The organism is Roseovarius aestuariivivens, from assembly GCF_004761875.1.
In the GTDB taxonomy this organism is placed as follows: domain Bacteria; phylum Pseudomonadota; class Alphaproteobacteria; order Rhodobacterales; family Rhodobacteraceae; genus Roseovarius; species Roseovarius aestuariivivens.
In genome coordinates this window covers 163,577-187,402 of the sequence record NZ_SJEY01000007.1, presented here as the reverse complement: position 1 = coordinate 187,402, position 23,826 = coordinate 163,577, and the positions used below count along the sequence as shown (strand labels likewise).

The 23,826-nt window shown below is 63.2% G+C and carries 25 protein-coding genes and 1 tRNA gene; 17 read left to right on the top strand and 9 right to left on the bottom strand.

Features of this window, described 5'->3' with window-relative positions:
• Nucleotides 1-172: 172 nt before the first annotated feature.
• Nucleotides 173-499, top strand: a complete 327-nt coding sequence (gene hspQ, locus EZV60_RS12960) for a heat shock protein HspQ (protein ID WP_135506010.1) — start codon at nt 173-175, stop codon at nt 497-499.
• Between the two features lie 49 nt (nt 500-548).
• Here hspQ and EZV60_RS12955 read toward each other — a convergent pair whose 3' ends face one another.
• From EZV60_RS12955 to EZV60_RS12945, 3 genes are all read right to left on the bottom strand, one after another.
• Nucleotides 549-2,126, bottom strand: a complete 1,578-nt coding sequence (locus EZV60_RS12955) for a gamma-glutamyltransferase family protein (RefSeq protein WP_135506009.1) — start codon at nt 2,124-2,126, stop codon at nt 549-551.
• 249 nt (nt 2,127-2,375) lie between these two features.
• Nucleotides 2,376-2,834 carry an ATP-binding protein gene (locus EZV60_RS12950; protein ID WP_135506008.1) on the bottom strand — a complete coding sequence of 153 codons (459 nt, stop codon included), beginning with the start codon at nt 2,832-2,834 and terminating at the stop codon, nt 2,376-2,378.
• Nucleotides 2,835-2,858: 24 nt separating this feature from the next.
• A complete protein-coding gene (locus EZV60_RS12945) occupies nt 2,859-3,200 on the bottom strand; it encodes an STAS domain-containing protein (protein WP_135506101.1) in 342 nt (113 codons plus the stop codon).
• A 94-nt stretch (nt 3,201-3,294) separates the two neighbouring features.
• Between EZV60_RS12945 and EZV60_RS12940 the strand changes: the two genes are divergently transcribed.
• Entirely contained in the window at nt 3,295-4,467 is a 1,173-nt protein-coding gene (locus tag EZV60_RS12940) for a thiolase family protein (protein WP_135506007.1), read from the top strand.
• Between the two features lie 18 nt (nt 4,468-4,485).
• On the opposite strand, the gene EZV60_RS12935 is transcribed toward EZV60_RS12940, so the two are convergent.
• The gene (locus EZV60_RS12935; protein ID WP_135506006.1) at nt 4,486-4,950 is read right to left on the bottom strand and encodes a GNAT family N-acetyltransferase; all 465 of its coding nucleotides are present in this window, start codon (nt 4,948-4,950) and stop codon (nt 4,486-4,488) included.
• A 113-nt stretch (nt 4,951-5,063) separates the two neighbouring features.
• Here EZV60_RS12935 and EZV60_RS12930 point away from each other — a divergent pair, with 113 nt between their 5' ends.
• The 10 genes from EZV60_RS12930 (at nt 5,064) to EZV60_RS12885 (ending at nt 15,579) form a co-directional block, all read left to right on the top strand.
• Nucleotides 5,064-5,519, top strand: coding sequence for a GAF domain-containing protein (locus EZV60_RS12930; protein WP_135506005.1), 456 nt, complete (start codon nt 5,064-5,066; stop codon nt 5,517-5,519).
• 120 nt (nt 5,520-5,639) lie between these two features.
• The gene (locus EZV60_RS12925; protein WP_135506004.1) at nt 5,640-6,212 is read left to right on the top strand and encodes a helix-turn-helix domain-containing protein; all 573 of its coding nucleotides are present in this window, start codon (nt 5,640-5,642) and stop codon (nt 6,210-6,212) included.
• 7 nt (nt 6,213-6,219) lie between these two features.
• Entirely contained in the window at nt 6,220-6,840 is a 621-nt protein-coding gene (locus EZV60_RS12920; protein WP_135506003.1) for a LysE family translocator, read from the top strand.
• Between the two features lie 3 nt (nt 6,841-6,843).
• Entirely contained in the window at nt 6,844-7,215 is a 372-nt protein-coding gene (locus EZV60_RS12915; protein WP_135506002.1) for a GFA family protein, read from the top strand.
• A 12-nt stretch (nt 7,216-7,227) separates the two neighbouring features.
• Entirely contained in the window at nt 7,228-9,672 is a 2,445-nt protein-coding gene (locus tag EZV60_RS12910) for a GcvT family protein (protein ID WP_135506001.1), read from the top strand.
• Nucleotides 9,669-10,295 (top strand): LysE family translocator, encoded by a 627-nt coding sequence (locus EZV60_RS12905; protein WP_135506000.1) that lies wholly within the window; start codon nt 9,669-9,671, stop codon nt 10,293-10,295. The genes EZV60_RS12910 and EZV60_RS12905 overlap by 4 nt, the downstream gene beginning before the upstream one ends.
• Nucleotides 10,295-11,377 (top strand): alcohol dehydrogenase catalytic domain-containing protein, encoded by a 1,083-nt coding sequence (locus tag EZV60_RS12900; RefSeq protein ID WP_135506100.1) that lies wholly within the window; start codon nt 10,295-10,297, stop codon nt 11,375-11,377. Before EZV60_RS12905 ends, EZV60_RS12900 begins: the two co-directional genes overlap by 1 nt.
• Nucleotides 11,374-12,273, top strand: coding sequence for a homocysteine S-methyltransferase family protein (locus EZV60_RS12895; RefSeq protein WP_280952591.1), 900 nt, complete (start codon nt 11,374-11,376; stop codon nt 12,271-12,273). Before EZV60_RS12900 ends, EZV60_RS12895 begins: the two co-directional genes overlap by 4 nt.
• Before the next feature lie 120 nt (nt 12,274-12,393).
• Complete coding sequence (locus tag EZV60_RS12890) at nt 12,394-14,841, top strand: GcvT family protein (protein ID WP_135505999.1); 2,448 nt, start codon at nt 12,394-12,396, stop codon at nt 14,839-14,841.
• A 93-nt stretch (nt 14,842-14,934) separates the two neighbouring features.
• Nucleotides 14,935-15,579, top strand: coding sequence for an RluA family pseudouridine synthase (locus tag EZV60_RS12885; protein WP_135505998.1), 645 nt, complete (start codon nt 14,935-14,937; stop codon nt 15,577-15,579).
• An 88-nt stretch (nt 15,580-15,667) separates the two neighbouring features.
• Here the strand turns inward: EZV60_RS12885 and EZV60_RS12880 are convergent, their stop codons facing one another.
• From EZV60_RS12880 to EZV60_RS12865, 4 genes are read right to left on the bottom strand one after another with little or no spacing between them, the layout of a single operon-like run.
• Nucleotides 15,668-16,708 (bottom strand): phosphotransferase, encoded by a 1,041-nt coding sequence (locus EZV60_RS12880; RefSeq protein ID WP_135505997.1) that lies wholly within the window; start codon nt 16,706-16,708, stop codon nt 15,668-15,670.
• A 37-nt stretch (nt 16,709-16,745) separates the two neighbouring features.
• Nucleotides 16,746-17,606, bottom strand: a complete 861-nt coding sequence (locus tag EZV60_RS12875) for an alpha-1,2-fucosyltransferase (RefSeq protein ID WP_135505996.1) — start codon at nt 17,604-17,606, stop codon at nt 16,746-16,748.
• On the bottom strand, nt 17,603-18,361 hold the full coding sequence (locus EZV60_RS12870; RefSeq protein ID WP_135505995.1) for a glycosyltransferase family 25 protein: 759 nt from the start codon (nt 18,359-18,361) through the stop codon (nt 17,603-17,605). Before EZV60_RS12870 ends, EZV60_RS12875 begins: the two co-directional genes overlap by 4 nt.
• Nucleotides 18,362-18,371: 10 nt before the next feature.
• Entirely contained in the window at nt 18,372-19,814 is a 1,443-nt protein-coding gene (locus EZV60_RS12865; RefSeq protein WP_135505994.1) for an aldehyde dehydrogenase family protein, read from the bottom strand.
• A 526-nt stretch (nt 19,815-20,340) separates the two neighbouring features.
• On the opposite strand from EZV60_RS12865, the gene EZV60_RS12860 reads away from it, so the two are divergent.
• Nucleotides 20,341-21,150, top strand: coding sequence for a hypothetical protein (locus EZV60_RS12860; protein WP_135505993.1), 810 nt, complete (start codon nt 20,341-20,343; stop codon nt 21,148-21,150).
• Between the two features lie 55 nt (nt 21,151-21,205).
• A complete protein-coding gene (locus EZV60_RS12855; RefSeq protein WP_135505992.1) occupies nt 21,206-21,562 on the top strand; it encodes a hypothetical protein in 357 nt (118 codons plus the stop codon).
• 166 nt (nt 21,563-21,728) lie between these two features.
• Here EZV60_RS12855 and EZV60_RS12850 read toward each other — a convergent pair.
• A tRNA-Thr gene (locus EZV60_RS12850) sits at nt 21,729-21,803 on the bottom strand.
• A 90-nt stretch (nt 21,804-21,893) separates the two neighbouring features.
• Between EZV60_RS12850 and EZV60_RS19125 the strand changes: the two genes are divergently transcribed.
• From EZV60_RS19125 to EZV60_RS12840, 3 genes are read left to right on the top strand one after another with little or no spacing between them, the layout of a single operon-like run.
• On the top strand, nt 21,894-22,055 hold the full coding sequence (locus EZV60_RS19125; protein ID WP_167853526.1) for a hypothetical protein: 162 nt from the start codon (nt 21,894-21,896) through the stop codon (nt 22,053-22,055).
• A 7-nt stretch (nt 22,056-22,062) separates the two neighbouring features.
• Complete coding sequence (gene murA, locus EZV60_RS12845) at nt 22,063-23,331, top strand: UDP-N-acetylglucosamine 1-carboxyvinyltransferase (protein WP_135505991.1); 1,269 nt, start codon at nt 22,063-22,065, stop codon at nt 23,329-23,331.
• Entirely contained in the window at nt 23,328-23,798 is a 471-nt protein-coding gene (locus EZV60_RS12840) for a DUF2948 family protein (protein WP_135505990.1), read from the top strand. Before murA ends, EZV60_RS12840 begins: the two co-directional genes overlap by 4 nt.
• Nucleotides 23,799-23,826: the final 28 nt, after the last annotated feature.

The window sequence follows — 23,826 nt, the reverse complement described above, 5'->3', positions numbered from 1 at the left end:
TTTTTCTTTTATCCTATCGCAAAGGCCTGGTCGGGGGAATCCCCGATTTGGACAGGTTGACCGGGCGGCACTGTCAGGCCGCTGTTCACAAACTGTTTCTGTTGAAAAACGCCTCTCGCATTGGACAAACGGGTGTTGAACACCGTATCCTTGATCGGTAGGGGCTACGATTATGATTAAAACGCGTGCGAAATATCACTTGGGCCAAGTTGTCCGTCACCGCAAACATCCGTTCCGCGGCGTGATCTTCGATGTTGATCCGGAATTTGCCAACACCGAGGAATGGTACGACTCGATTCCCGAGGACAGCCGTCCGTCGAAAGAGCAACCGTTTTATCATTTGCTGGCGGAGAATGAGCAGACGTACTACGTCGCCTATGTCAGCGAACAGAACCTCGTTGCGGATTATTCCGGCGAGCCGGTGGACCACCCGGATATTCCGGATCTTTTCGGGCCGTTCGAGGACGGGCACTACCCTCTGCATTTCCAGTTGAACTGAGCGGCTCGGGCGACGGCGCCGCCCGAGCCAAATCTTCAAACGAAAAACCTCAGTAGCCGAGCGCGCAGCCATCCTTGCGCGGATCTGACGCGCCTTCCAGTACGCCGGTGTCGTGAATCTTGATCGCCTGCGCGCCACCGATTGGTTCTTGAGGGACCACCACGTTGTGACCCTTTTCGGCCAGTGTGGCGCGGACGGCCTCCGAAAACCCGCGTTCGACGCGCATCTCTCCCTCAAAGGCAAAGGCGCGGGGCGCGTCGATTGCGGCCTGCGGATCGAGCCCGAAATCAAGCTGGTTGGTCAGGAACCGCGCGTGGCCGCAGGCCTGATAGGGGCCGCCCATGACACCGAAAGGCATTGTCACGCGGCCCTCGTGGCGCAACATGCCGGGAATGATCGTATGCATCGGGCGCTTGCCGCCCATCAATTCGTTCGGGTGGCCTTCCTGCAGGGTGAAGCCCGCGCCGCGGTTCTGCATCAGGATGCCGAATTTCTCGGACGCGATGCCGGAGCCGAAGCCGTGAAAGATCGAGTAGATCAGCGAGACGGCCATGCGGTCGCGGTCGACCACCGTGATGTAGATCGTGTCGCGATGTACGGATTCGGTCAGCGGCGCGGCCTCTGGCATGGCGCGCGCCGGGTCGATCAGCGCGGCGAGCCGCGAGGCGGTTTCGGGCGCGAGCAGGTGATCAAGCCGGGTCGTGTGATCGGGATCGGCGATGAAGCGATTGCGCGCATCGTAGGCAAGCTTGGTGGCTTCGGCCTCTAGATGCAGGCGTTCCGCGCCCCAGGGATCCATCGAGGCCAGGTCGAACTGCGACAGGATATTCAGCAGCAAGAGTGCCGTGGCGCCTTGGCCGTTTGGCGGATGCTCGACCAGTTCGGTGCCCTTGTAATGCCCGCTGACCGGGTCGGTGGGGGTGCAGGCGACCGCCGCGAAATCCTCGGCCGTGTGGACGCCGCCGAGCGAGGTGAGGCAGGCCAGCATATCCTCGGCCACTTCGCCCGTATAGAACGCGTCGCGTCCGTGCTGGGCCACGCGGCGCAGCACTTCGGCTTGGCCGGGCGAGCGGAACATGTCGCCGGTCTTCAGCGGTGCGCCGCCATTGCTGTAATGGGTGATCCCGTGCGCCTGCAGGCAGGCTCCGGCGCGGGGCCAGTCCAGCGCGACGCGGGGCGCGACCGGCACGCCTTCTTCGGCATAGCGGATCGTCGGCGCGAGAAGCGCGTCCAGCCCCAGTTTCCCTTCCGTCTCGGACAGGTGGCAAAAGGCATCGATTGCGCCCGGTAAGGTCACGGCCTGGGGCGAATGCAGTGGCACGGCGTCTCGTCCTTCGGCCCGCAGGGCGGCGGCTGTGGCCGCCGCGGGGGCGCGGCCGGACCCGTTGAGTGCGCGGACCTCGTCACTGCCCGGGCGGGTATAGAGCACAAAGCAATCGCCGCCGATCCCGGTCATCTGCGGCTCGCAGATACCCAGAAGAACCGCCCCGGCGATTGCAGCATCCATGGCATTGCCGCCGCGCGAGAGGATGTCGATAGCGGTTTGCGCCGCAAGCGGATGAGAGGTGGCACAGAGTCCATTCGTGGCAAATACGGGCGAACGGCCCGGAAGGTGAAAGTCGCGCATGAGTTTTCCTGAGTTTGATTGGCGCGACCCTATAACCCCGTGCCTTGAATGCCAATCGAAGAGCGGGAATGCGCTTCGCGCCCGATCCCGGGGTGCGACGACTGCTGAATTCTAGGGGGAAGGGTAAGTACCTCGACGCCGCGCACTGGGTGGGGGCTGTTTAACGCGGCGCCGAGGGAAGCCATATGCAGCTACAGGGAAAGATATGACTTCGGATTCCGGCAGGAATTCGCGTGCATTGGGGCAAATCTAGGGCGTTTGTTGTTTTTCAGGCCGGTCTGGAAGACCAAAGTGCAATTGCAGCCGGTTTTCTTCTCCGGCGCGCGTGTAGGCGATCAGATCCGTAAGATCGCGAATCAGGTGCCATCCGAATCCGCCTTCGGGCAGATCCTGCCGTTCAACATCGGGATTGGGGCGCTTTTCCACAGGGGGGCGTCCGTTCGGCAAAGGGCGTCCGGTATCGATCAGCGTGACGCAGAGGTGCTTGCCGGAGAGCGCCGCGTCGATCCGCACGTCGCCGGTTTTCTCGCCGGGAAAGGCATGTTCCACGATGTTGTTGAGGGCTTCGGCAACGGCCAGTTCCACGCCGGGCAGACGGTCCTCTGACAGACCCAGCTTTGAAAGCGCGCTGCGCAATTCGCTCAACGCTTGGCGCACGGCGTCTGCCTCTGCACGGCATCTCAGCGTGAACTGATGCGACGAACCCATGGACTATCCAATTTCGGGCTTCGGTCAGCCCGCCTTGCGCGCGGTCAGCGCCTTGGAGGCGGAGGCGTGGATGGTAAAGATCTTGTCCATCCGGGTCAGGCGAAACACCTTGTCCACATCCGGTGTCATACCGGCAAGATCCATCCGGCGCCCGCCGCCGAGATGCTTCATCGAGGCGACGATCGCGCCAAGACCGCTGGAATCGATAAAGTCCACATTTGACAGATCCAGAACCACATGCGCCGGTCCGGTTTCCGTCTCCTGTCGCATCGCGTCCTTGAACTGCACCGCCGAGGCGGCGTCGATCCGTTTGGCGTGCACCCCTACCAGTTGGATACCGTTTTCCGTCGTGCTGCTGAGTTCCATCATGTCTCCGTCGGTCGTCATTGCGCCACGCGGAGGCTAGACCTCATTCCTTACCATTCGGTATGCAGGAGCCGGATGAATCGGAGGGTCGATCATGAAGGACGTTGTCATCACCGGGGCCGCGCGGACGCCCATGGGCGGATTTCAGGGAGATTTCGACGGCGTTGCGGCCCCGGTTTTGGGGGGCGCTGCCATCCGGGCGGCACTTGGCGCAGCGGGCGCAGAGACCGTGGATGAGGTCCTGATGGGCTGCGTCTTGCCCGCCGGCCAGGGACAGGCGCCCGCGCGCCAGGCAGGGTTTGCCGCCGGTCTGGGCGAGGAAGTGCCGGCGACTACCCTTAACAAGATGTGCGGCTCTGGCATGAAGGCGGCGATGATCGCCTTCGATCAGATCGCGCTCGGCCAAACTAATACGATAATCGCGGGCGGGATGGAGAGCATGTCTATGGCGCCATACCTGCTGCCGAAAATGCGCGGCGGGGCGCGTCTGGGTCATGGGCAGGTGATCGACCACATGTTTCTCGACGGATTGGAGGATGCCTATGACAAGGGCCGTCTGATGGGCACCTTCGCCGAGGATTGCGCCGAGAAATATCAATTCACCCGCGAGGCGCAAGACGCCTATGCCATCGGCTCGCTCGAAGGCGCCCTTGCGGCGCAGGCAAGCGGCGCTTTCGAGGGCGAGATCGCGCCCGTAACGCTCAGGACCCGCAGGGGAGAGGTCACGATCAGCGAGGACGAACAACCCGGAAAAGCTCGACCCGAAAAGATCCCGCACCTGAAACCGGCGTTTCGTGAGAACGGCACCGTGACCCCGGCCAATTCCAGTTCGATCAGCGATGGCGCGGCGGCGCTGCTGTTGGCGTCGCGCGAGGCTGCGGAGGCGAAGGGCCTGAAGCTTCGGGCGCGGATCCTCGGCCATGCAAGCCACGCGCAGGCGCCGGGGTGGTTCACCACTGCGCCCGTGCCTGCGGCGCAGAAATTGCTCAATCGGATTGGATGGAGCGTGGAGGATGTGGATCTCTGGGAGGTCAACGAGGCCTTCGCGGTGGTGCCGATGGCGTTCATGCACGAGATGGGCCTGCCGCGCGACCAGGTGAACGTGAATGGCGGGGCCTGCGCGCTGGGTCATCCCATTGGAGCGTCCGGGGCGCGGATCATGGTGACGCTGCTCAATGCGTTGGAAAAGCGGAACCTCAGACGTGGGGTGGCCGCGATCTGCATCGGTGGCGGCGAGGGTACGGCAATCGCGATCGAGCGGGTCTGACCCCGCCCTGGGCGCTGGTCAGTCCTGATCCAGATCGCGTCGCATCGTGGCCATGCCGTCACGGCGCGAAAGCTCTTCGTAGCCTGATTTTCGGTAGAGGTTCAGCGCCGGTTCGTTGTCCAACTCGACCTTGAGCGTGATCGATAGCGCACCAAGCTCACGCGCGGCGTCCTCGGCCAGTTGCGCAAGTTCCTCGCCGGTGCCCCCGCGCATTTCCGGGATGACATAGACATAGGTGAGGTGGCGAACCTCGGGGCCAATGCCCACGCGCAGAGCGAAAAAGCCGACATCGCGGCCGTCCTCGTCGCGGATATAGAAAGACTCGTCGTCCAATTCGCCCAGCCATTTGCGCTGCCATTCTCCTTCGTCGAAAGGATGGCTCGCTTGCGGGTTCACAAGCGTGAGGTCATCTTTGTCCTGAAGCATCTCGGCTAAAGCGCCCAGATCCTTCCATCGGTTATGATGCAGCGTGAGTTGGGGCATGGTGGGATCCTTTCCTGACGCGTGACAATAGATTTGGGCCGCGCCCCTGCCATATCTGGCGGGCGGGATGCAACCCGCTGGCGTCGGATCATCCGTCATGGCATAGCGAGGACATGCGGATTGATTATGTTGAAACGGGAAAGATCATCGCGTCTTTGACCGAGGGCGAGACGGACGACGTGGCGCTGATGGCGACGGTCGTCTGCGAGCTGCATCATGCCGACGAGCGGTTCGATTGGACCGGGTTCTATCGGGTTGTCGCACCGGAGCTTTTGAAAATCGGCCCCTATCAGGGCGGCCACGGCTGTCTGGTCATTCCGTTTTCCCGCGGGGTCTGCGGCGCGGCGGCGCGCACGGGCGACGTGCAACGCGTCGACGACGTGGATGCGTTTCCGGGCCATATCGCCTGCGCGAGTTCCACACGGTCGGAGATCGTTCTGCCTGTGCGCAACGGGTCGGGCGACATCATCGCGGTGCTTGATATCGACAGCGATCAGCCGGCCGCGTTCGATGCGGCGGATGCCGAGGGGCTGGCGCGGATTCTGGGCGACGTCTTCGGACGGCTCTGAAATCTTTGTCAGAAGTAACGGTCTTTCATTCGTGCGGGTCGGTGAAATTTTGATTGCTTTTTTCACAGATCGCGCGCAGCGTGAAAAAACGACTGGTAATTTCACGCACGCGGAGCCGCCATGGAGCAGGCCACCTTTACCACCACCGGATCGCTTGGCGCGGATTTGCGCGCGCTGCGCAAAGCGCGGGGCCTGACGCTCAGTGATCTGGCTTCGACGCTCGGGCGGTCCGTCGGCTGGCTGAGTCAGGTGGAGCGTGACAAGTCGGAGCCGTCGATCACCGATCTGCGCCACATGGCTGCGGCGCTCGGCGTTTCCGTTTCGCTTCTATTCGGGCAATCGCCCGGACCCGCAGCGGAGGCCGGGCGCGTAGTGCGCCGCGCGGCGCGGCGCAGGATCGGATCCGGTGAGGCGGGACTGGTCGAGGAATTGCTGTCGCCTGACCTGACGGACGATTTCGAGATGGTGCATTCCACATTCGCGCCCCGCAGCCGGATCGGCGAAGTGGTAACGCGGCCCACCCAGGAGGTGGGCTATCTCATTTCCGGCAAGCTCGATCTCGTGATCGACGACCAAAGATACACCCTGTCGCCCGGCGACAGTTTCCGCATCAGGGGCGAGCCTTTCGAGTGGATCAACCCCTATGACAGCCCCGCGACCGCGATCTGGGTGATCGCGCCTCCGGTTTATTGAGGTCGCGATGAGTTTCGAAAGCTGGACGATATTTGCGCTGTTCTGGGTGGTTTTCGTCACCACGCCGGGGCCCAACGCCGTGAACTGCATCACAAACGGCATGACGCTGGGGTTCTCGCGCAGCCTTTGGGGTGTTGCCGCGATCCTGACGCAGGCACTGCTGTTTCTGATGCTTTCGGCGGCGGGGGTGACCGCGCTGATCGCGGCTTCGCCGGTGGCATTCCAGGTGGCGAAGATCATCGGCGCCGGGTTCCTGATCTGGCTGGGTGTCCGTGGCTGGATCATGGCGCGACGCCAGGTGAAGCTGAGTCCGCCCGACGGCAAAAGCGTCTACTGGCGCGCCTTCGCCATCGCCACGATCAACCCCAAGAGCGTTGCGGGATATCTCGCCGCTTTCAGCCAGTTCGTGCAGCCCGGCGTACCGATCTGGAGCCAAATGGGTGTGATCGTGCCCACGGCGCTGACAATTACCGCGCTAAGCTACACCGGCTACACCGCGCTTGGTGCGGGGTTGGGCCGGGCGGCGCTTGGCGCCGTCTTCAATGTCTGGCTGCGTCGCACGCTTTCGGTCTGTTTCGTCATCTACGGCGTCGCCCTTGGCAGCGCGTCCGTGCCGCAGAGGACTTGAGACATGCATCGCGGATCCTGCCTTTGCGGCGATATCACCTTTACCGTCAATGACCCGCCGCAGGGCGTTTCCGTCTGCCATTGCGGTCAGTGCCGCAAGCAATCGGGGCATACCTGGGCCTCGGCCTATGTCCCGCGCGAGGCGCTGAGCATTGCAGGTGACGTCACGTGGTTCGAGGCCACACCGCAGGCCAAGCGGGGGTTTTGCGCGCGCTGCGGGTCATCGCTCTTCTGGGCGGCGCATGACGAGGACACGATGAGCTTTGCCCTTGGCGCACTGGAAGAGCCGACGGGTCTGAGGCTGGAAAAACACATCTTCGTCGGCAGCAAGGGCGACTATTACGACATCGCCGATGGCGTGCCGCAAAAGGATTGACGGGAGGGACGAATGGCGGAATTTCCAAGCACGGCGCGGGTCGTGATCATCGGGGGCGGGGCCGTGGGGGCCTCTTGCCTCTACCATCTGGCGAAAGCAGGCTGGACCGACTGCGTGCTGTTGGAGAAAAACGAGCTGACGGCGGGCAGCACGTGGCACGCGGCGGGCAACGTGCCCACCTTTTCGACCAGCTGGTCGGTGATGAATATGCAGCGCTATTCGACCGAGCTTTACGCGCGCTTGGGCGATGAGGTCGATTACCCGATGAACTATCACCAGACCGGGTCGATCCGGTTGGCGCATTCCAAAGAGCGAATGCAGGAATTCGAGCGCGCCAAGGGCATGGGGCGCTATCAGGGGATGGATCTGGACATCCTCGGCGTCGACGAGATCAAGGCGCGCTATCCCTTTATCGAGACGCATGACCTGAAAGGCGCGCTCTATGACCCGAACGACGGGGATATCGACCCGTCGCAGTTGACCCAGGCGCTGGCCAAGGGCGCGCGGGATATGGGGGCGAAGATTCTGCGCTTCTGCCCCGCGACGGGCATCGACCGGCAGGGCGACGAGTGGATCGTCAAGACCGACAAGGGGGATATTCGCTGCGAGATCGTGGTGAATGCGGCAGGCTACTATGCGCAGCGCGTGGGCGAGTGGTTCAAGCCGTTCGGCGGGCGCACTGTGCCGATGATGGTGATGGCGCATCAATATCTTCTGTCCGAGGAGATCCCCGAGATCGAGGCGTGGTCCAAGGAGCAGGGCCACAAGCTGCCGCTTCTGCGCGACGTCGATGTCTCCTACTACCTCAGGCAGGAAAAGCACGGCTTCAACCTTGGCCCCTACGAGCCGCGCTGCAAGGCGCATTGGGTGGACCCGTCTGACCCGATGCCCGATGATTTTTCCTTTCAGCTCTGGCAGGAGGATATCGACCGGATCGAGGAGATCGTGACGGATGCGATGGCACGCGTGCCGCTTCTGGGCACGTCCGGCATCAGCAAGATCATCAACGGTCCGATCCCCTATGCCCCCGACGGCCTGCCTCTGCTTGGCCCGATGCCGGGCGTGAAGAACGCCTTCGAGGCCTGTGTTTTCACCTTCGGGATCGCGCAGGGCGGCGGCGCGGGCAAGGTGCTGGCGGAATACATCACCGAAGGCGCGCCGGAATGGGACATGTGGGCGACCGACCCGCGCCGTTACACCGGCTACACCGACAATGACTACTGCATCGCCAAGGGGATGGAGGTCTATGGCCACGAATACGCCATGCATTTCCCGTGGCACGAATGGCCCGCGGGCAGAGACAAGAAGCTGTCGCCGGTGCATGACAAGGTCAAGGAACTGGGCGGCGTGATGGGCGCCTATAACGGCTGGGAGCGCGCCAACTGGTTCGCGCAGCCGGGTGACGACACGTCCGAGGAAGCCACGCAAACCTGGAACCGCGCCGGCCCGTGGGAGGCCCGGATCCGCGAGGAATGCGAGGCGGTGCGCGACGCCTGCGGCGTGCTCGATTTGCCGGGGTTCACACGGCTTTGGGTGTCGGGGCCGGGGGCCGATGAATGGCTGCGCGGCTTCGTGACCGGCGGTCTGCCAAAGGTGGGACGGATGAACCTGGTCTATGTGGCCGACACACGTGGCCGCGTTCTGACCGAGTTCTCCTGCATCCGGCTTGAGGAAAACTCCTTCGTGCTCATCACGGCGGCCACGGCGCAGTGGCATGACGGAGAGCTGGTGCGCAATGCGGTGCCCGAGGGGGTGGAGGTGCGTGAAACCACCGACGAGCGCGACGCGCTGCTTCTGGCGGGACCTAAATCGCGCGAGGTTCTGTCTGGTCTTACCGACGCCGATCTCAACGCGCCCTGGCTTTCCCATCAGCACTGCACTGTGGCAGGGCAAAAGGCGTTCCTCATCCGCGTGAGTTTTACCGGAGAACTCGGATGGGAGATCCATGCCGAGAACGCCGCGATGCCTGCGATCTATGACGCGGTGCTGGCGGCGGGCGCGAAACCTTTCGGGATGTACGCGCTCAATTCGCTCAGGATCGAGAAGGGATATCGCGCGTGGAAGGGCGATCTGTCCACCGATTACTCGCTGCTCGAGGCCGGGCTGGAGCGCTTCATCAAGTTCGACAAACCGCAGGATTTCCCCGGCAAGGCGGCGCTTCTGGCCGAAAAACAGCGGGGCCGCGCAAAGGCCTTCGTGCCGCTCATTGTCGAGGCGAAAGAGGCCGACGCGCCTTATATGTCTACCCTCTGGCATGACGGGCAGATCGTGGGCGAGACCACCTCGGGCGCTTGGGGGTATCGCGTGGGGGCCTCCGTGGCGCTTGGCATGGTGCGCGCCGATCTGGCGGATGCCGGAACCGAGCTTGAAGTCGAGATCTATGGCGAACGGTGCCGTGCGACGGTGCAGGCCGATGCGCCGCTCTGGGACCCAGCGAATGAACGGCTGATGGCATGACGCTGGACACCTACGTGATCTATCTCGGCGTTCTGGTGGCGTTCTTTGCCACGCCGCCGGACACGAGCCAGCTTCTGATCATATCCAATAGCCTTCGTCACGGGCTGCGCAAAAGCTGCGCCACGATCATGGGCGATCTGAGCGCAAACGCAATACAGATGACGCTGGCCGCCTTCGGTCTGACAGCGGTGATCGCGGCCAATTCCGAAGCGCTGTGGCTTATCAAGTGGCTGGGCGTGGCCTACCTGGTATGGATCGGCGGAAAACTCCTGCTGTCTCAGGCTTCATCCAACCGGCCGGATGCGGCGGCCCCTGGGCGACTTTTTCGGCAGGGGTTTCTGACCTCGTCGGCCAATCCCTATGCCGTTGTCTTCTTCGCAGCCCTCTTCCCGCAGTTCATCGACCCGGGCCAAGCGGTTTTGCCGCAGCTTCTGATCCTTGGCGTCACCTATCTCGTCGTGGACGGGATTATCCTGATGGCCTGGGGATGGGCGGCGCAGCGCACCTTGGGGCGGGTCCGCGCGGTGTCGGGCCCATGGATCCATCGCATCTCCGGGACATTGATGATAGGAGCCGCCGGACTCTTGGCTCTCAAGGATCTCGGGATGGAGGGACGGAAATGATGACTGATCTTCCTCAAACGATGTGCGGTGTCTACCTCACCGGCCATGGCGGCCCTGACAAGCTGGAATGGCGCGAGGACATTCCTGTGCCCACGCCGGGCCAAGGCGAGGTGCTGGTGCGTGTGCTGGCGGCGGGAGTGAACAACACCGATATCAACACGCGCGAGGGCTGGTATTCGCGCAACGTGACCGGCGCCACCGGGGAAACACAGGAGGGCGTCGAGGCGGGTGGCTGGTCTGGCTCGCTTGACTTCCCGCTCATCCAGGGCGGCGATCTGTGTGGAGAGGTTCTGGCCTTCGGTCCGGGCGCCGGTGCGCTGCCTCTGGGCGCGCGGGTGATCTGCCCGATCAATCAACCGCGCCCGACCACGGACAATCCCGTGGGGTTCGAGGCGCTCGGCTCGGAGTTCAACGGCGCCTTCGCTGAATACTGCTTGGTGCGCGAGGCCGATCTGCATGACGTCACCGACGCGCCGCTCTCACATGTGGAACTGGCAGCGATCCCCTGCGCCTATGGCACGGCGGCGGGGCTGTTGCACAGGGCCGGCGTGGCGGAGGGTCAAGACGTTCTGATCACCGGCGCGACCGGCGGCGTCGGGCTTGCGGCGGTGGAGCTGGCCGCGCAGATGGGGGCACGCGCAAGCGGCGTGGGGTCTGCGGGCAAGCACGCCAAGGTCCTCGAGGCCGGGGCGGTCCGCATGTACGACCGCGACGAGGCTTTGCCCGAGGATCACTTCCACGCCTTGATCGACCTCGTCGGTGGACCCCGCTGGCCCAATCTGATCGATGCCCTGCGCCCGGGCGGGCACTATGCCGTCGCGGGCGCCATCGGCGGGCCGATCGTCGAGGCCGATCTGCGCCGCATTTACCTGCGCGATATCACGATCCACGGTTGCACCTACCAGCCACCGGAGGTGTTTGCCGGTCTCGTCGACATGGTTCGTGAGGGTCGGGTGCGGCCGACCATCGCCGCGACTTACCCGTTGCGCGAGATCGCCCGCGCGCAGGCCGAGTTTCAGTCCAAGGCGCAGGCGGGCAAGTTCGTCCTTGTGCCGCCTGGTGTGCAGGAGCGCTCCGTGTGACCGCCGCGATCACGCTTCTCGACGGCTCGATCGGGCAGGAGATGGTGCGCCGCGCCGGTGACCGGCCGACGCCGCTCTGGTCGACACAAGCGATGATCGATCACCCCAAGCTGCCGGCCGAGGTGCATCTCGACTATTTCGAGGCCGGGGCCACGGTTGCCTCGACCAACACCTATGCGCTTTTGCCGGACCGGCTGGCGCTTGCCGAGCTCGAAGACCAGTTCGAGGCGCTGACCGATATCGCGGTCATGGCCGCCCGGCGCGCGCGCGCCGCCCACGGCTCGGGGTGCGTTGCGGGTGTGCTGGGGCCGCTCTATGGCTCTTACAGGCCCGATCTTTGCCCGCCCGCGGCGGAGGCGGCGTCGCGCTATGGTCCGCTCGTCGCCCGTCTCGTGCCGCAGGTGGATCTCTTGCTTCTGGAAACCATGTGCTCGGTCGATCAGGCCGATGGCGCGCTGCGTGCGGCGCTGGGTCATGGTCTGCCGGTCTGGCTCGCGGTCTCTGTGATGGACGAGGATGGCACGCGGCTGCGCTCGGGCGAACCGCTCGCAGATCTGCAGGGACTGCTCGCGCAGCGCAGGCCGGAGGCCGTCCTGATCAATTGCACCCGTCCCGAAGCGGTGGCGCCCGCGCTTGAAATCCTGCGGGGCTTCGGCCTGGCTTTCGGGGCTTATGCCAACGGCTTCACCAGAATCGACGCCAAGTTTCTCGATGTCGCCGCCACGGTCGATACGTTGAAGGCGCGTGCCGATATCGGTCCCGATCGATATGCCGAGATCGCCATGGGCTGGGTCGATCAGGGGGCGACGATCGTCGGCGGCTGCTGCGAGATCGGCCCGGCCCATATCGTGGAACTCGCCCGCCGCCTGCGCGAGGCGGGGCACGAGATCGTATGAGTTCCATGTCTTCATCTGGCCGGAAATACCTCGGGGAGCGCGAGGGGCAGCGCCCCTCGCCCCGGTCGGATCGCGTCAGCGATCCGAAATACCCTGCCGCAAGTCTTTGAGGTGCGAAACATGACTGACCTTCCCCAGCAGGCCCGTGTCGTCATCATAGGCGGTGGCGTGATCGGCTGCTCCGTCGCCTATCATCTGACCAAGCTCGGCTGGCGCGACGTGGTCCTGCTGGAGCGCAAACAGCTCACCTCCGGCACGACGTGGCATGCCGCAGGTCTCATCGCGCAGCTGCGCGCGACGGCGAACATGACCAGGCTCGCCAAGTACAGCCAGGAGCTCTACGGCAATCTGGAGGCCGAGACCGGGGTTGCGACGGGCTTCAAGCGCGTGGGCTCGATTACCGCGGCGCTGACCGTCGAACGACGCGAGGAAATCTGGCGGCAGGCCGCCATGGCGCGGGCCTTTGGCGTCGGTGTCGAAGAGATAAGCCCCTCGGAGATCAAGGAAAGATACCGGCATCTCAATATCGAGGGCGTCACCGGCGGCGTCTATCTGGAAAAGGACGGGCAGGGCGATCCAACCGGGATTGCCCTCGCACTGGCCAAGGGTGCGCGGCAGCGCGGTGCGGTGGTGCAGGAGCGCGTGCGCGTGACCGGGCTCACCCGGCAGGGACGGCGCGTGACCGGTGTGGACTGGACCGCCGAGAGCGGCGAGACCGGCCATATCGAGGCCGAGATGATTGTCAACTGCGCGGGCATGTGGGGCCGCGAAGTGGGCCGCATGGCGGGCGTGAACGTGCCGCTGCAGGCCTGCGAACACTTCTATATCGTCTCGGAACCCATCGCTGGTCTTGGCCCGCTGCCGGTGCTGCGGGTGCCGGATGAATGCGCCTATTACAAGGAAGACGCGGGGAAAATGATGCTGGGCGCCTTTGAGCCCAAATCGAAGCCCTGGGGCATGGATGGCATCCCTGCAGAGTTCGAGTTCGATCAGCTGCCCGAGGATTTCGACCATTTCGAGCCGATCCTGGAACAGGCCGTCAACCGCATGCCGATGCTCGGCGAGGCGGGCATCCACACCTTTTTCAACGGGCCGGAAAGCTTTACGCCCGATGACGCCTATCACCTTGGTCTGGCACCGGAAATGGACAATGTCTGGGTCGCTGCGGGCTTCAATTCCATCGGCATCCAGTCCGCCGGCGGCGCGGGCATGGCGCTGGCGCAATGGATGGAGGACGGCGCGAAACCCTTCGACCTGGGCGACGTGGACATCGCACGGATGCAGCCGTTTCAGGGCAATCGGCGCTATCTGGTGGACCGCGCGAGCGAGACGCTGGGGCTTCTTTATGCCGACCATTTCCCTTACCGGCAGAAAGCCACCGCGCGCGGCGTGCGGCGCTCTCCTTTGCATCACCACCTGCTGGAGCATGGCGCGGTGATGGGCGAATTGGCAGGCTGGGAGCGGGCCAACTGGTATGCCGCGCCCAATCAGAAACGGGACTATGAATATAGCTGGAAGCGTCAGAACTGGTTCGAGAATGCGGCTGCCGAGCATCGCGCGGTCCGGGGCGGTGTGGGGATGTATGACATGTCGTCCTTCGGCAAGATCCGGGTGGAAGGGCCTGATGCGGAAGACTTCCTCAACCGGCTCTGCGGGGCGCAGATGGCGGTACCGGTGGGCAAGATCGTCTACACGCAATTCCTCAATGATCGCGGGGGGATAGAGGCGGATGTGACGGTCACGCGGCTTTCCGAGACGGCCTATCTGGTGGTGACGCCCGCCGCGACGCGGCTGGCGGACGAGACATGGCTGCGGCGGCATGTGGGCGAGGCGCGGGTGGTGATCACCGACGTGACGGCCGGCGAGGCGGTGATAGCGGTGATGGGGCCGGAGGCGCGCCGGCTTTTACAAAATGTCTCGCCCAATGATTTCTCCAATGATGTCAATCCGTTCGGCACTGCGCAGGAGATCGAGATCGGTATGGGCCTCGCGCGGGCGCATCGGGTGTCATACGTGGGCGAGCTGGGCTGGGAGGTCTATGTGAGCGCGGACATGGCCGGGCACGTGTTTGAGACTCTGTGGGAGGCCGGGCAGGATCATGGGCTGAAGCTTTGCGGGATGCATATGATGGATAGCTGCCGGATCGAAAAGGCGTTCCGGCATTTCGGGCATGACATCACCTGCGAGGATCATGTGCTGGAGGCGGGGCTGGGCTTTGCCGTGGAGCTGGAGAAGGCTGATTTTATTGGAAAAAATGCGATTCTGGAGAAACAGGAAAAGGGGCTTGAAAAGCGGTTGGTGCAGTTTTTACTGACCGATCCGGAGCCGCTTCTCTATCACAACGAGCCGGTGCTGCGGGACGGCGAGATCGTGGGCTATCTCAGTTCCGGCGCTTACGGCCACCATCTGGGCGGGGCCGTCGGGCTGGGCTATGTGCCGTGCCGGGGTGAGAGCGCGCAAGAGATCCTCGCGTCGAGTTATGAAATCGACGTCGCGGGCAGCCGTGTGGCGGCCAAGGCGAGCCTGAAACCGATGTACGACCCTGGCTCGGAACGGGTGAAGGTGTAACCCGAGAGCGGTGAAGAATTGATTACCGCGGCGTAAGCGCCCGGAGAGGAAAGCGCTTGTGGCAGGTCGTGCGGCCCGTGTAGGACGCGGGCCATGTCCGATTACGCGCCCCCGCAAGAGCCCCTGAAGGTGCTGTACGAGGACCACGAATTGCTCGTGGTCGAGAAGCCTGCGGGCCTTTTGAGCGTGCCCGGAAAGGGGCCGGAACTGGCCGATTGTCTGCTGGCGCGGGTGCAGGAGGCGTTCCCCACGGCGCTGCTTGTCCACCGTCTGGATCGCGACACTTCGGGCGTTATGGTCTTCGGGCTAAGCCCCCATGCGCAGCGGCATCTGGGCCTGCAATTCGAGAAACGGCAGGTGAAAAAGACCTATATAACAAGGGTTTGGGGAAGGCTTACGCCCAAGACTGGCACGGTCGATCTGCCCCTGATCGTGGACTGGCCCAACCGGCCCTTGCAGAAGGTTTGCCACGAGACAGGCAAGCCGGCGGAGACGGGATGGCGTGTGCAGCGGGCTTCGGAGGCGGAGAGCCGGGTGCGGCTGTTTCCGAAGACGGGGCGGAGCCATCAGTTGCGGGTACATATGCTGAGTCTGGGCCATCCGATCCTGGGCGATCCGCTTTATGCCACCGGAGAAGCCCTGAAATTTCCGAGGCTTATGCTGCATTCGGAGGAGTTGCGGCTGCGGCATCCGGATGGGGGCGAGGGGATGAAATTCCGGGCCAAGGCGCCGTTCTGAGCCGGGATTAACGGCCAAAAGGGGCGTATGACATCCGTACACAGGCCGTACACAGCCCGTACACCGGGTGTCGCGGTGCCGAAATTGGTTAACGCAACACGCGATCGGTGAGGTTGAGGCGGTTGGCGATGATGGGCTGGAGCGTGTCGCGCAGGCCCGGCTCGGCCTCTTGCAGGGCTTTCAACTCTTCCAGCCGGTTGGTGGCGACCAGGGTGAGCGCGTCCATGCGCGGCTGTCCCTCGGCGTTGCGTGGGATCTGCGAGAGGCATTGCAGAAGCTCGGGCTTCGGGTTCGCCATCGCCATGACTTCGGCCTCGGGCAGGTCGGTTTCCACAAACGCATAAAGGCCCACGCCCTTGGCGGGCAGCGCGTAGGTGCAAAGCGCGACCTCGGTGATCCTCGGATGGGAGAGCAGGCTTTCGCGTAAGGCGGGGCCGTCGCGCTCGATCCGGTCCTCGGTGCCTTCGCCGTCGGACCAGTTCATCAGGCGGCGGGTGATGAAATTGTAGAGACGCTTGCCCGTGGCCATCCAGATGCGCGAGGGCAGGGATTTACGGGCGAGCATCTTCACCTCGGCGGGCGTCAGAAGGTCGGGCGCGTAGGCGCGTTTCTGTTTGAGGAGGTGGCGCAGGTCCTCTCGGGCGCGCAGGCGGAGGATCTTGGAGCGCGTGGGGTGAACGGTGGCGAGCTGAAAGTCGATCACTGCCGCGCGGCCCTCGGGCGTCATCAGCCAGTTCTGCGGCTTGGCGATGTCGTTATGCGCCACACCGGCGCGGCGCATCTCGCGCAGGAGGCGCTTGGCGTCGCGGTACCACGCCGGATCGGTGGGCTTGGCCAGTTGCAGGGGCGTGCCGCGCGTGAAGCTGCGCAGAAGGCCAGTTTTGTCCGCGCGGATGAGGAGGGGGCAGCCTTCGATCCCCTGCACGGCGCGCAGGCCGCGGATTTCGCGGGCCGCGAGCCAGCTTGAGAGGGGGCGCGCGTAAAGCGGCACGCCGTCGAGGCAGCGCAGGACGACCGGGAAGTCGGGGTGCCCGTCGAGATGGCCCGAGATGGTTTCGGAGAAGATATCGCGCTTGTGCACGGTCTCGGGCACGAAGGGCGCGCGGGCGATATCGGGGGTGATCTTCATGCCGCCCGGTGTAGGGCGTTTCGGGGCCGGGGGGAAGTCAGATGGCCGACCACTGGGTCGGGTAGAGATCCGGGTTCGAGAGCTTGGGATCGGCGAACCACTGTTTCGGCGCGACCACGGATTTGTCGGGGTTGGCATTGAGCCAGGCCGCCCACCACGAGAAGGTGGAATTGGCGATGACGTTATGCGCGCAGAGGGATTGCAGGTGCAGGTCGAAATGGCCCTTGGTTTCGTCGTTGTGGTCGACGATGACGGTCTCTTGCCCCAGATCGAGGTTGTCGCGCGCCCAGTCGGGATCGTTGGAGAAAACGAAGCAGGTGAGCGGCCCCTTGCAGCGCGCCTGCAGATGTTCCGACGCGCGGGCGTAGTAGTCGGCCGGGATCGCCGCGTAGGTGCCCGAGGCCATGTAATCGCCGCGCCGGACATGGAAGGAGACGGGGTTTTCCGCCGCGGCGATGCGCTGGGCCATCTCGGCATTGGCGGCATCGAGCGGGGTCGTGAATTCGAGATCCTCGCGGATCTGCTTGGCCATGTGGGCGAAGTATTTTTCCGACTGCCAATAGCCGTGCAGGTAGGTGTTGGTCGGGAGATCGAAAAAGCGGCGGTTGAAGGCGAGGGTCTTTTCGCGGTGGAAGCGCGGGTTTCGACCGAAGAGACGCCAGAGGCTGTAGAAGATGAGCGAGTCGGATTTCGACGGTGGCAGGCTGGTGGCGTGGGTCATGCGCGCCTTGCCGAAATGCGCGAAGCAATCGCCCCGGTCAGCGGAGCCTGCCACGTAGCGGGTGTCGAGCTGAAGTGCGCAGCCCAGGTGATCGGCGAGAGCACGTCCGGCGGCATACTGAAACAGCTGGTTGCCGGTGCCGCCGAAAAGGCGGGTGACGATCCGGGCTTTGCTCATGGTGCTAGTCCTCCGCCCCGGGGGGCGGTGCTGTTGCGCGAAAGCCGGGCCACCCCCTTGCGATAGCGCGCGCGGGCGATCTCGCGCGTCAGTTTTTCCAGAACCGGTTTCGCGCCGGCCTGAATGGTGGAGCCGGCCACATCGTCGGTCGCATCGGAGACGCCCGAGGGGAAGATCATCGCGGGGCGCAGGCCGGTGTGCCAGTGGCTTTGAATGAAGGTGTCGACAGGCCGGTCGAAGGGATCGGAGCACGCCAGAAGATGGGCGGCGGCCGCGCGGCTGACCATCTGGGCGGTGGTGCGCAGCCCGCCGCGTTCGGGGACAAGAAGTTTGCACTCGCCGGCCGTATCGACAAGCTGCGCGGGGCCTTTATGGGGCCGAGTCTGGAACTGGATATACCCCAGCGTTCCGATATGGCCGCAGGCGAGATCGACCGCGTCGTCGAAGATCTCCGGATCAAGCCGCGCGTCGTCTTCGATGATGAGCGCGGCGTCGGCCTCTCGGGTCTGCAGCTCGGCCCAGATCTGGCGGTGGGACAGAAAACAGCCGATTTCGCCGGTCTTGAGGGGGAACGGGTAGGGCGGCGCGAAAAGCTCGGCGCCGACTGTGGCGCTGAGCTCGGTCGAGGACAGGGCGGCGCCGTCGACGGCAGGCCAGAGCGCGCCGTCGAGGCCGCATGTTTCCAGCAGGTCCTGCGCGTTCTGCCGTCGGGCGGTGGCCCGGACAAGATGCAGAATGAAGGCGTGAACCTGCATGGCGCGCGGATCAGGCCGGGTCGGGCCAGCCGGAGACGGCCTTGACCTCGAGAAAGTCCTCGAGCCCCCATTTGCCGCCCTCGCGCCCGTTGCCCGATTGCTTCATCCCGCCGAAGGGCGAGCCCATGCCGCGGCTTTGCCCGTTCATCTCGACCATGCCCGAGCGCAGAGAAAGCGCGCAGCGCTTTAGGCGGTCGGGGTCCTGCGTCTGGACGTAGTTCGTGAGGCCGTAGGGCGTGTCATTGGCGATGCGGATGCCGTCCTCTTCGGTCTCGAAGGGGATGATCGACAGGACCGGGCCGAAGATTTCCTCGCGCGCAATGGTCATGTCGTTGGTCACGTCGGCAAAGACCGTCGGCTTGACGTAGAAGCCCCGGTTGAGGCCGTCGGGCCGCCCGGTGCCGCCGGTGACAAGGCGCGCGCCTTCGTCGATACCCTTCTGGATCAGGTCCTGAATCTTGTTGAACTGGGTCTCGTTCACAACGGGGCCCATGTGGCGGCCTTCCTGATTGGCGGGGCCGACGGTGACCTTGCTGGCGACCTCGGCGGCGGTTTCGACGGCCTGGTCATAAACGCTCCGCTCGACCAGCATCCGGGTGGGGGCGTTACAGCTTTGGCCGGTGTTGTTCATGCAGTGCAGCACGCCGCGCTTGACGGCCTTGTCATCGGCATCGGCGAAAATCATGTTGGCGCCTTTGCCGCCCAGTTCGAGGCTGACGCGCTTGAGCGTGTCGGCGGCGTTCTTGGAGATGATCTTGCCTGCGCGGCTGGAGCCGGTGAAGGAGACCATGTCGACGTCCCTGTGCCCGGTGAGCGCGTTGCCCGCGCCCGCGCCATCGCCATTGACGAGGTTGAAGACGCCCTTGGGCAGGCCCGCCTCGTGCAGGATCTGCGCGAAGAGAAGCGCGGAGAGGGGCGATTCCTCGGACGGTTTCAACACCATGGTGCAGCCCGCGAGAAGGCCCGCGATCACCTTGAGCGTGACCTGGTTCATCGGCCAGTTCCACGGCGTGATCATTGCCACGACGCCGATGGGTTCGTGCACGATGCGGTCATTGGGGGCGTGGGGGCCCAGGGGTTCGATAAAATCGAAATCCTTCACCGTTTCAAGAAAGGCCTTGATATGGCCGATGCCCGCGCCGGTCTGCTGGGAGCGGGCCATGTCGATGGGCGCGCCCATTTCCAGGCTGATGGCCTGGGCCATCTCCTCGGCCTTGGACTTGTAGACATCGTAGATCTTGCGCACATACTCGGCGCGTTTTTCGGGGGGCGTGGCCATCCAGGCCGGAAAGGCATCCTTGGCGGCCGCGACGGCGGCATCGACATCGGCCTGACCGGCGAGAGAGATCACCGCGCAGGGGTCTTCAGTGGACGGGTCGATGACGTGATGGTCGGTTCCCTCGCGCGGGTCGACCCAGGCGCCGTCGATATAGAACTGGCGATTCTCGATCATGGGATGCTCCTTTTGCGGTGCGGAATGGCGGGCGCGGGCGGGCCCGCGCAGTTGGAGTGCACCTAAGCACCGGGGCCGGGGGGCCGCAAGGGGCGGCACCGGACGGCTGGTAATTTCCGCGCTATCGCGACGGCTGGGGTATGACGCGATCCCCCCTGTTCGGACAAGGAGGCGATGCTGCGTGAATTGCACGGCGGCGCTGACGCGCGCCTGCCGTCTGGCATTGAAGGCTCTCTCGCCGCGTCAACGAAGGATAGCTATGATCAAGGTCAGTAAGCATGGTCGGAGGGACATTTCGGAAGTGATGTTGCGAAGGAAAAGCTAAAACGCTAAAAAAAGTAGTTTCAACAATCTGTTCCTGTACCAAATGAACGCTGCGAATGATGCCGAACGCGTTCCAAGCTTCCAGTATCCGAGGCTTCCATTTGCAAAAAAAGATAGTCACTGTACACTATAATCGTAAAGATTGTGTCTTTCGTTGACTTCATGACTAATCTTTGATCCAAATTGACCTATTGAGGGTGGAATGAGACAGACATTTCTGCGATCAGTTGTTACTATTTTATTTATTTTTTTCGGCTGTGTGAGCGCTTATGGTCAGGCTTCTTGCTCAGCCAAAAATGACGAGGGAGGTAAATGCAGTATCCAATGTGAGACCGGCCAAGCGGCAGAATGTATGGATACAACAGCAGCCAACCCTCCGATCTGCAAGTGCACCCAGCAGTCTACTTCATTAGAAGAAGCAGTAGATTTTAAAGCTTTTATAACCGGAGACGCGCGAATATCTCCAGTCGAAGGGCAAGATTTGAGCCAAGCATTTGGAGGAATGCTGTCTTCAACACAGAGAGCGTGTAAGGATTTTAAGCTTTCCGGCAAGAAAGATACTATTATAGTCATTAATACCTGTAACGATTATTATTATTTCAAAGGAGAAGGTATTCAAAATAATACCCGAATACAGACAAGATACAGACTGTCGCCGCGAAGTGAGCGAGAAATACTTTTTCGTGGAAAAATATTTGATATAATTGAAGAAAAAGAGATTAACGCGTGTATTCAGCTGCAATCCACGCCAGCAGAGTGCGTTGCTGGTAAGGATGCTAGTGACAAAATTAAGATTACCAGAGTTGATGATTTCCCAGTTTACCATTTTAAAGTTAGAAACAGCAGTTTCAGGCATACAAACTTTGTAAGATTTGTTGTCAGAAACGGCAGCGGTACTGCGACTGCTACTTTGATGATGTCCATCCCGCCAAGAACGAGTACAGGTATCTACAGCACTGCCGACCCTTCGGAACGTCTAGACATTTTGTCGGCTCATCAAGACTCGCGCTGAATTTAGATTACTCTAATGTAGATGATCCTAACCAATACCCTGCAAGTCCATTTTTATGAGCGACGTATTGCGCCACCGCATTCAACTCTTCCAGCTTTTCCGCCAGCAGATCGTCGCTGCTATAGTCCGCCTCCACAAGGTCGGTATCTTCCAGCCGCCCAGCAATCATCCGCCGTATTTCAGAATGAATTTTTGCACGCCGCATCGCGTCTGCCCAACTGCGGGGCTAAGCATGAAAGTTCATACCGTCTTCGGTCAGGCTCAAAGGTTTGCAGACTTTTCGCGCAAAACGCTGGTGGCGTATCAGCTTTTCAGTTTCGTTGGCGTCGGTGTCTTCATGGTTCCGCAATATGCCGCCTTGCCTTCGTACAGGTCGCGGATGGCCTTCGGAATTGGGAGATTGAAGTGTTAGGTCGCGCCTCGTTGCTGCGTGTCAGGAACCTTCGGCAGCGTGTTACTCGTCATAGACTCAGATACCTTCTACCGGTTTGCTGTTAGTCGTGAGTAACGTAAATTCTTCCACAAGTCCGCAGTTAAGCCCTTGTATTTTTTTGTTTTTTTAACCTGTTTGAAGAATCTGGTGCTGCTGGGGAGGATTGAACTCCCGACCTCACCCTTACCAAGGGTGCGCTCTACCACTGAGCTACAGCAGCGCCGGTGCGTGGCGGGGTGATTAGACCGGATGGCCCTTCCGTGCAAGCCTTATCTGGACGCTTTTTCTGCTGTGCTGTAGGAAGGCGGACATGAGTGAAAAATCCCCCAAGGCAGGCGCGGGACAGGCCGCGCAGACGCGCGAGGCGCGGCTCAAGGCGGCGCTGAAGGCCAACCTCGCGCGGCGCAAAGAGCAGGCGCGCGGCAAGACCGGCGGCGGGGCGGACAAGACAAAGACAAAAACCGAGGACTAGAGGGCAGATGGATTCGATAATCGTGACGGGGAACGGCCCGCTCAACGGGCAAATTCCCATCGCGGGGGCGAAGAACGCGTGTCTGACGCTGATGCCCGCGACGCTTCTGAGCGAGGAGCCTTTGACGCTGACCAATGCGCCGCGCCTGAGCGACATCAAGACGATGACCACGCTGCTGCAGTCGCTGGGCGCGGAGGTCACGCAGATGCAGGCGGGACAGGTGCTGGCGTTGTCGTCCCATGCGCTCGACAATCACGTGGCCGACTATGACATCGTGCGCAAGATGCGCGCCTCGATCCTCGTTCTGGGGCCGCTTCTGGCGCGCGACGGCCACGCCGTGGTGTCGCTGCCCGGGGGGTGCGCGATCGGGGCGCGGCCCGTCGATCTTCATCTCAAGGCGCTGGAATCTATGGGCGCGGAACTTGAGCTGCGAGAGGGCTACGTGCATGCCCGCGCGCCCGGTGGCCTCAAGGGTGGTGTGGTGGAGTTTCCGATGGTTACGGTCGGGGCCACGGAAAACGCACTGATGGCGGCGACACTGGCCAAGGGGACAACGGTTCTGAAGAATGCGGCGCGCGAGCCCGAGATCGTGGATCTGGCCCAATGCCTGCGCCGGATGGGCGCGCAGATCGAGGGCGAGGGCACGCCGGAGATCACCATCCAGGGGGTGGACCGTTTGAACGGCGCGACGCATCCGGTGGTGGCCGACCGGATCGAACTGGGCACCTACATGCTGGCACCGGCCATTTGCGGCGGGTCGGTCGAATGCCTGGGCGGCCGGATGGACCTGCTGGAGGCGTTCTGCGAACGGCTCGATGCGGCCGGCATCGCGGTGGAGGAAACCGAGCGGGGGCTGAAGGTGGCGCGCGGCAACGGGCGGGTGAAGGCCGTCAACGTGACGACCGCGCCTTTCCCGGGCTTTCCCACCGACCTGCAGGCGCAGATGATGGCGCTGATGTGCACCGCCGAGGGCACCAGCGTGCTGGAGGAACGGATCTTTGAGAACCGGTTCATGCATGCACCGGAACTGATGCGGATGGGGGCGAAGATCGACGTGCAGGGCGGCACGGCGACGGTCACGGGCGTCGAGCGCCTCAAGGGGGCGCCGGTGATGGCCACGGATCTGCGCGCCAGCGTGTCGCTGATCCTTGCGGGGCTTGCCGCAGAGGGCGAAACGCAGGTCAACCGGGTTTACCACCTTGACCGCGGGTACGAGCGTGTTGAAGAGAAACTGTCGGGCGTGGGCGCCCGCATCGAACGGGTGCGCGAGACATGAGCGAAGACGCGCGTTTCGAAGACGGGGCCGAGCGCCCGATCAATCTGGGCGCGCTGGACCCGGAGGATCTCGACGTGATCTCGTCATTGGCGCAGGACGCGGTGTTTTCGGTCACCGATATGCAGTGGCGGCCCGGCGAACGGCGGCTGGCCTTTCTCCTCAACCGGTTCCGCTGGGAGGACGAGGGGCGCGACCGGCACGGGGCTGAGCGGGTGCGCGCCGTTCTGGTGATCGACAACGTGCTGGGCGTCGCCAGCAGCGGCATCGACCGGGACGACCGCGACCTGGTTCTGGCGCTGCTTTCGCTGGGCTTCGAGCCGGGCGAGGATGGCGAGGGCCACGTGATCCTGACGCTGGCGGGCGACGGCGCGATCCGCGCGCGGGTCGAGGCGCTTGAGGTGGCGTTGCGCGATGTGACGCGGCCCTATCGCGCGCCCGCGGGCAAGGCGCCCGATCATGGCGCCTGAGAGGCAGGGGCGCCGCGCGAAAGGACGG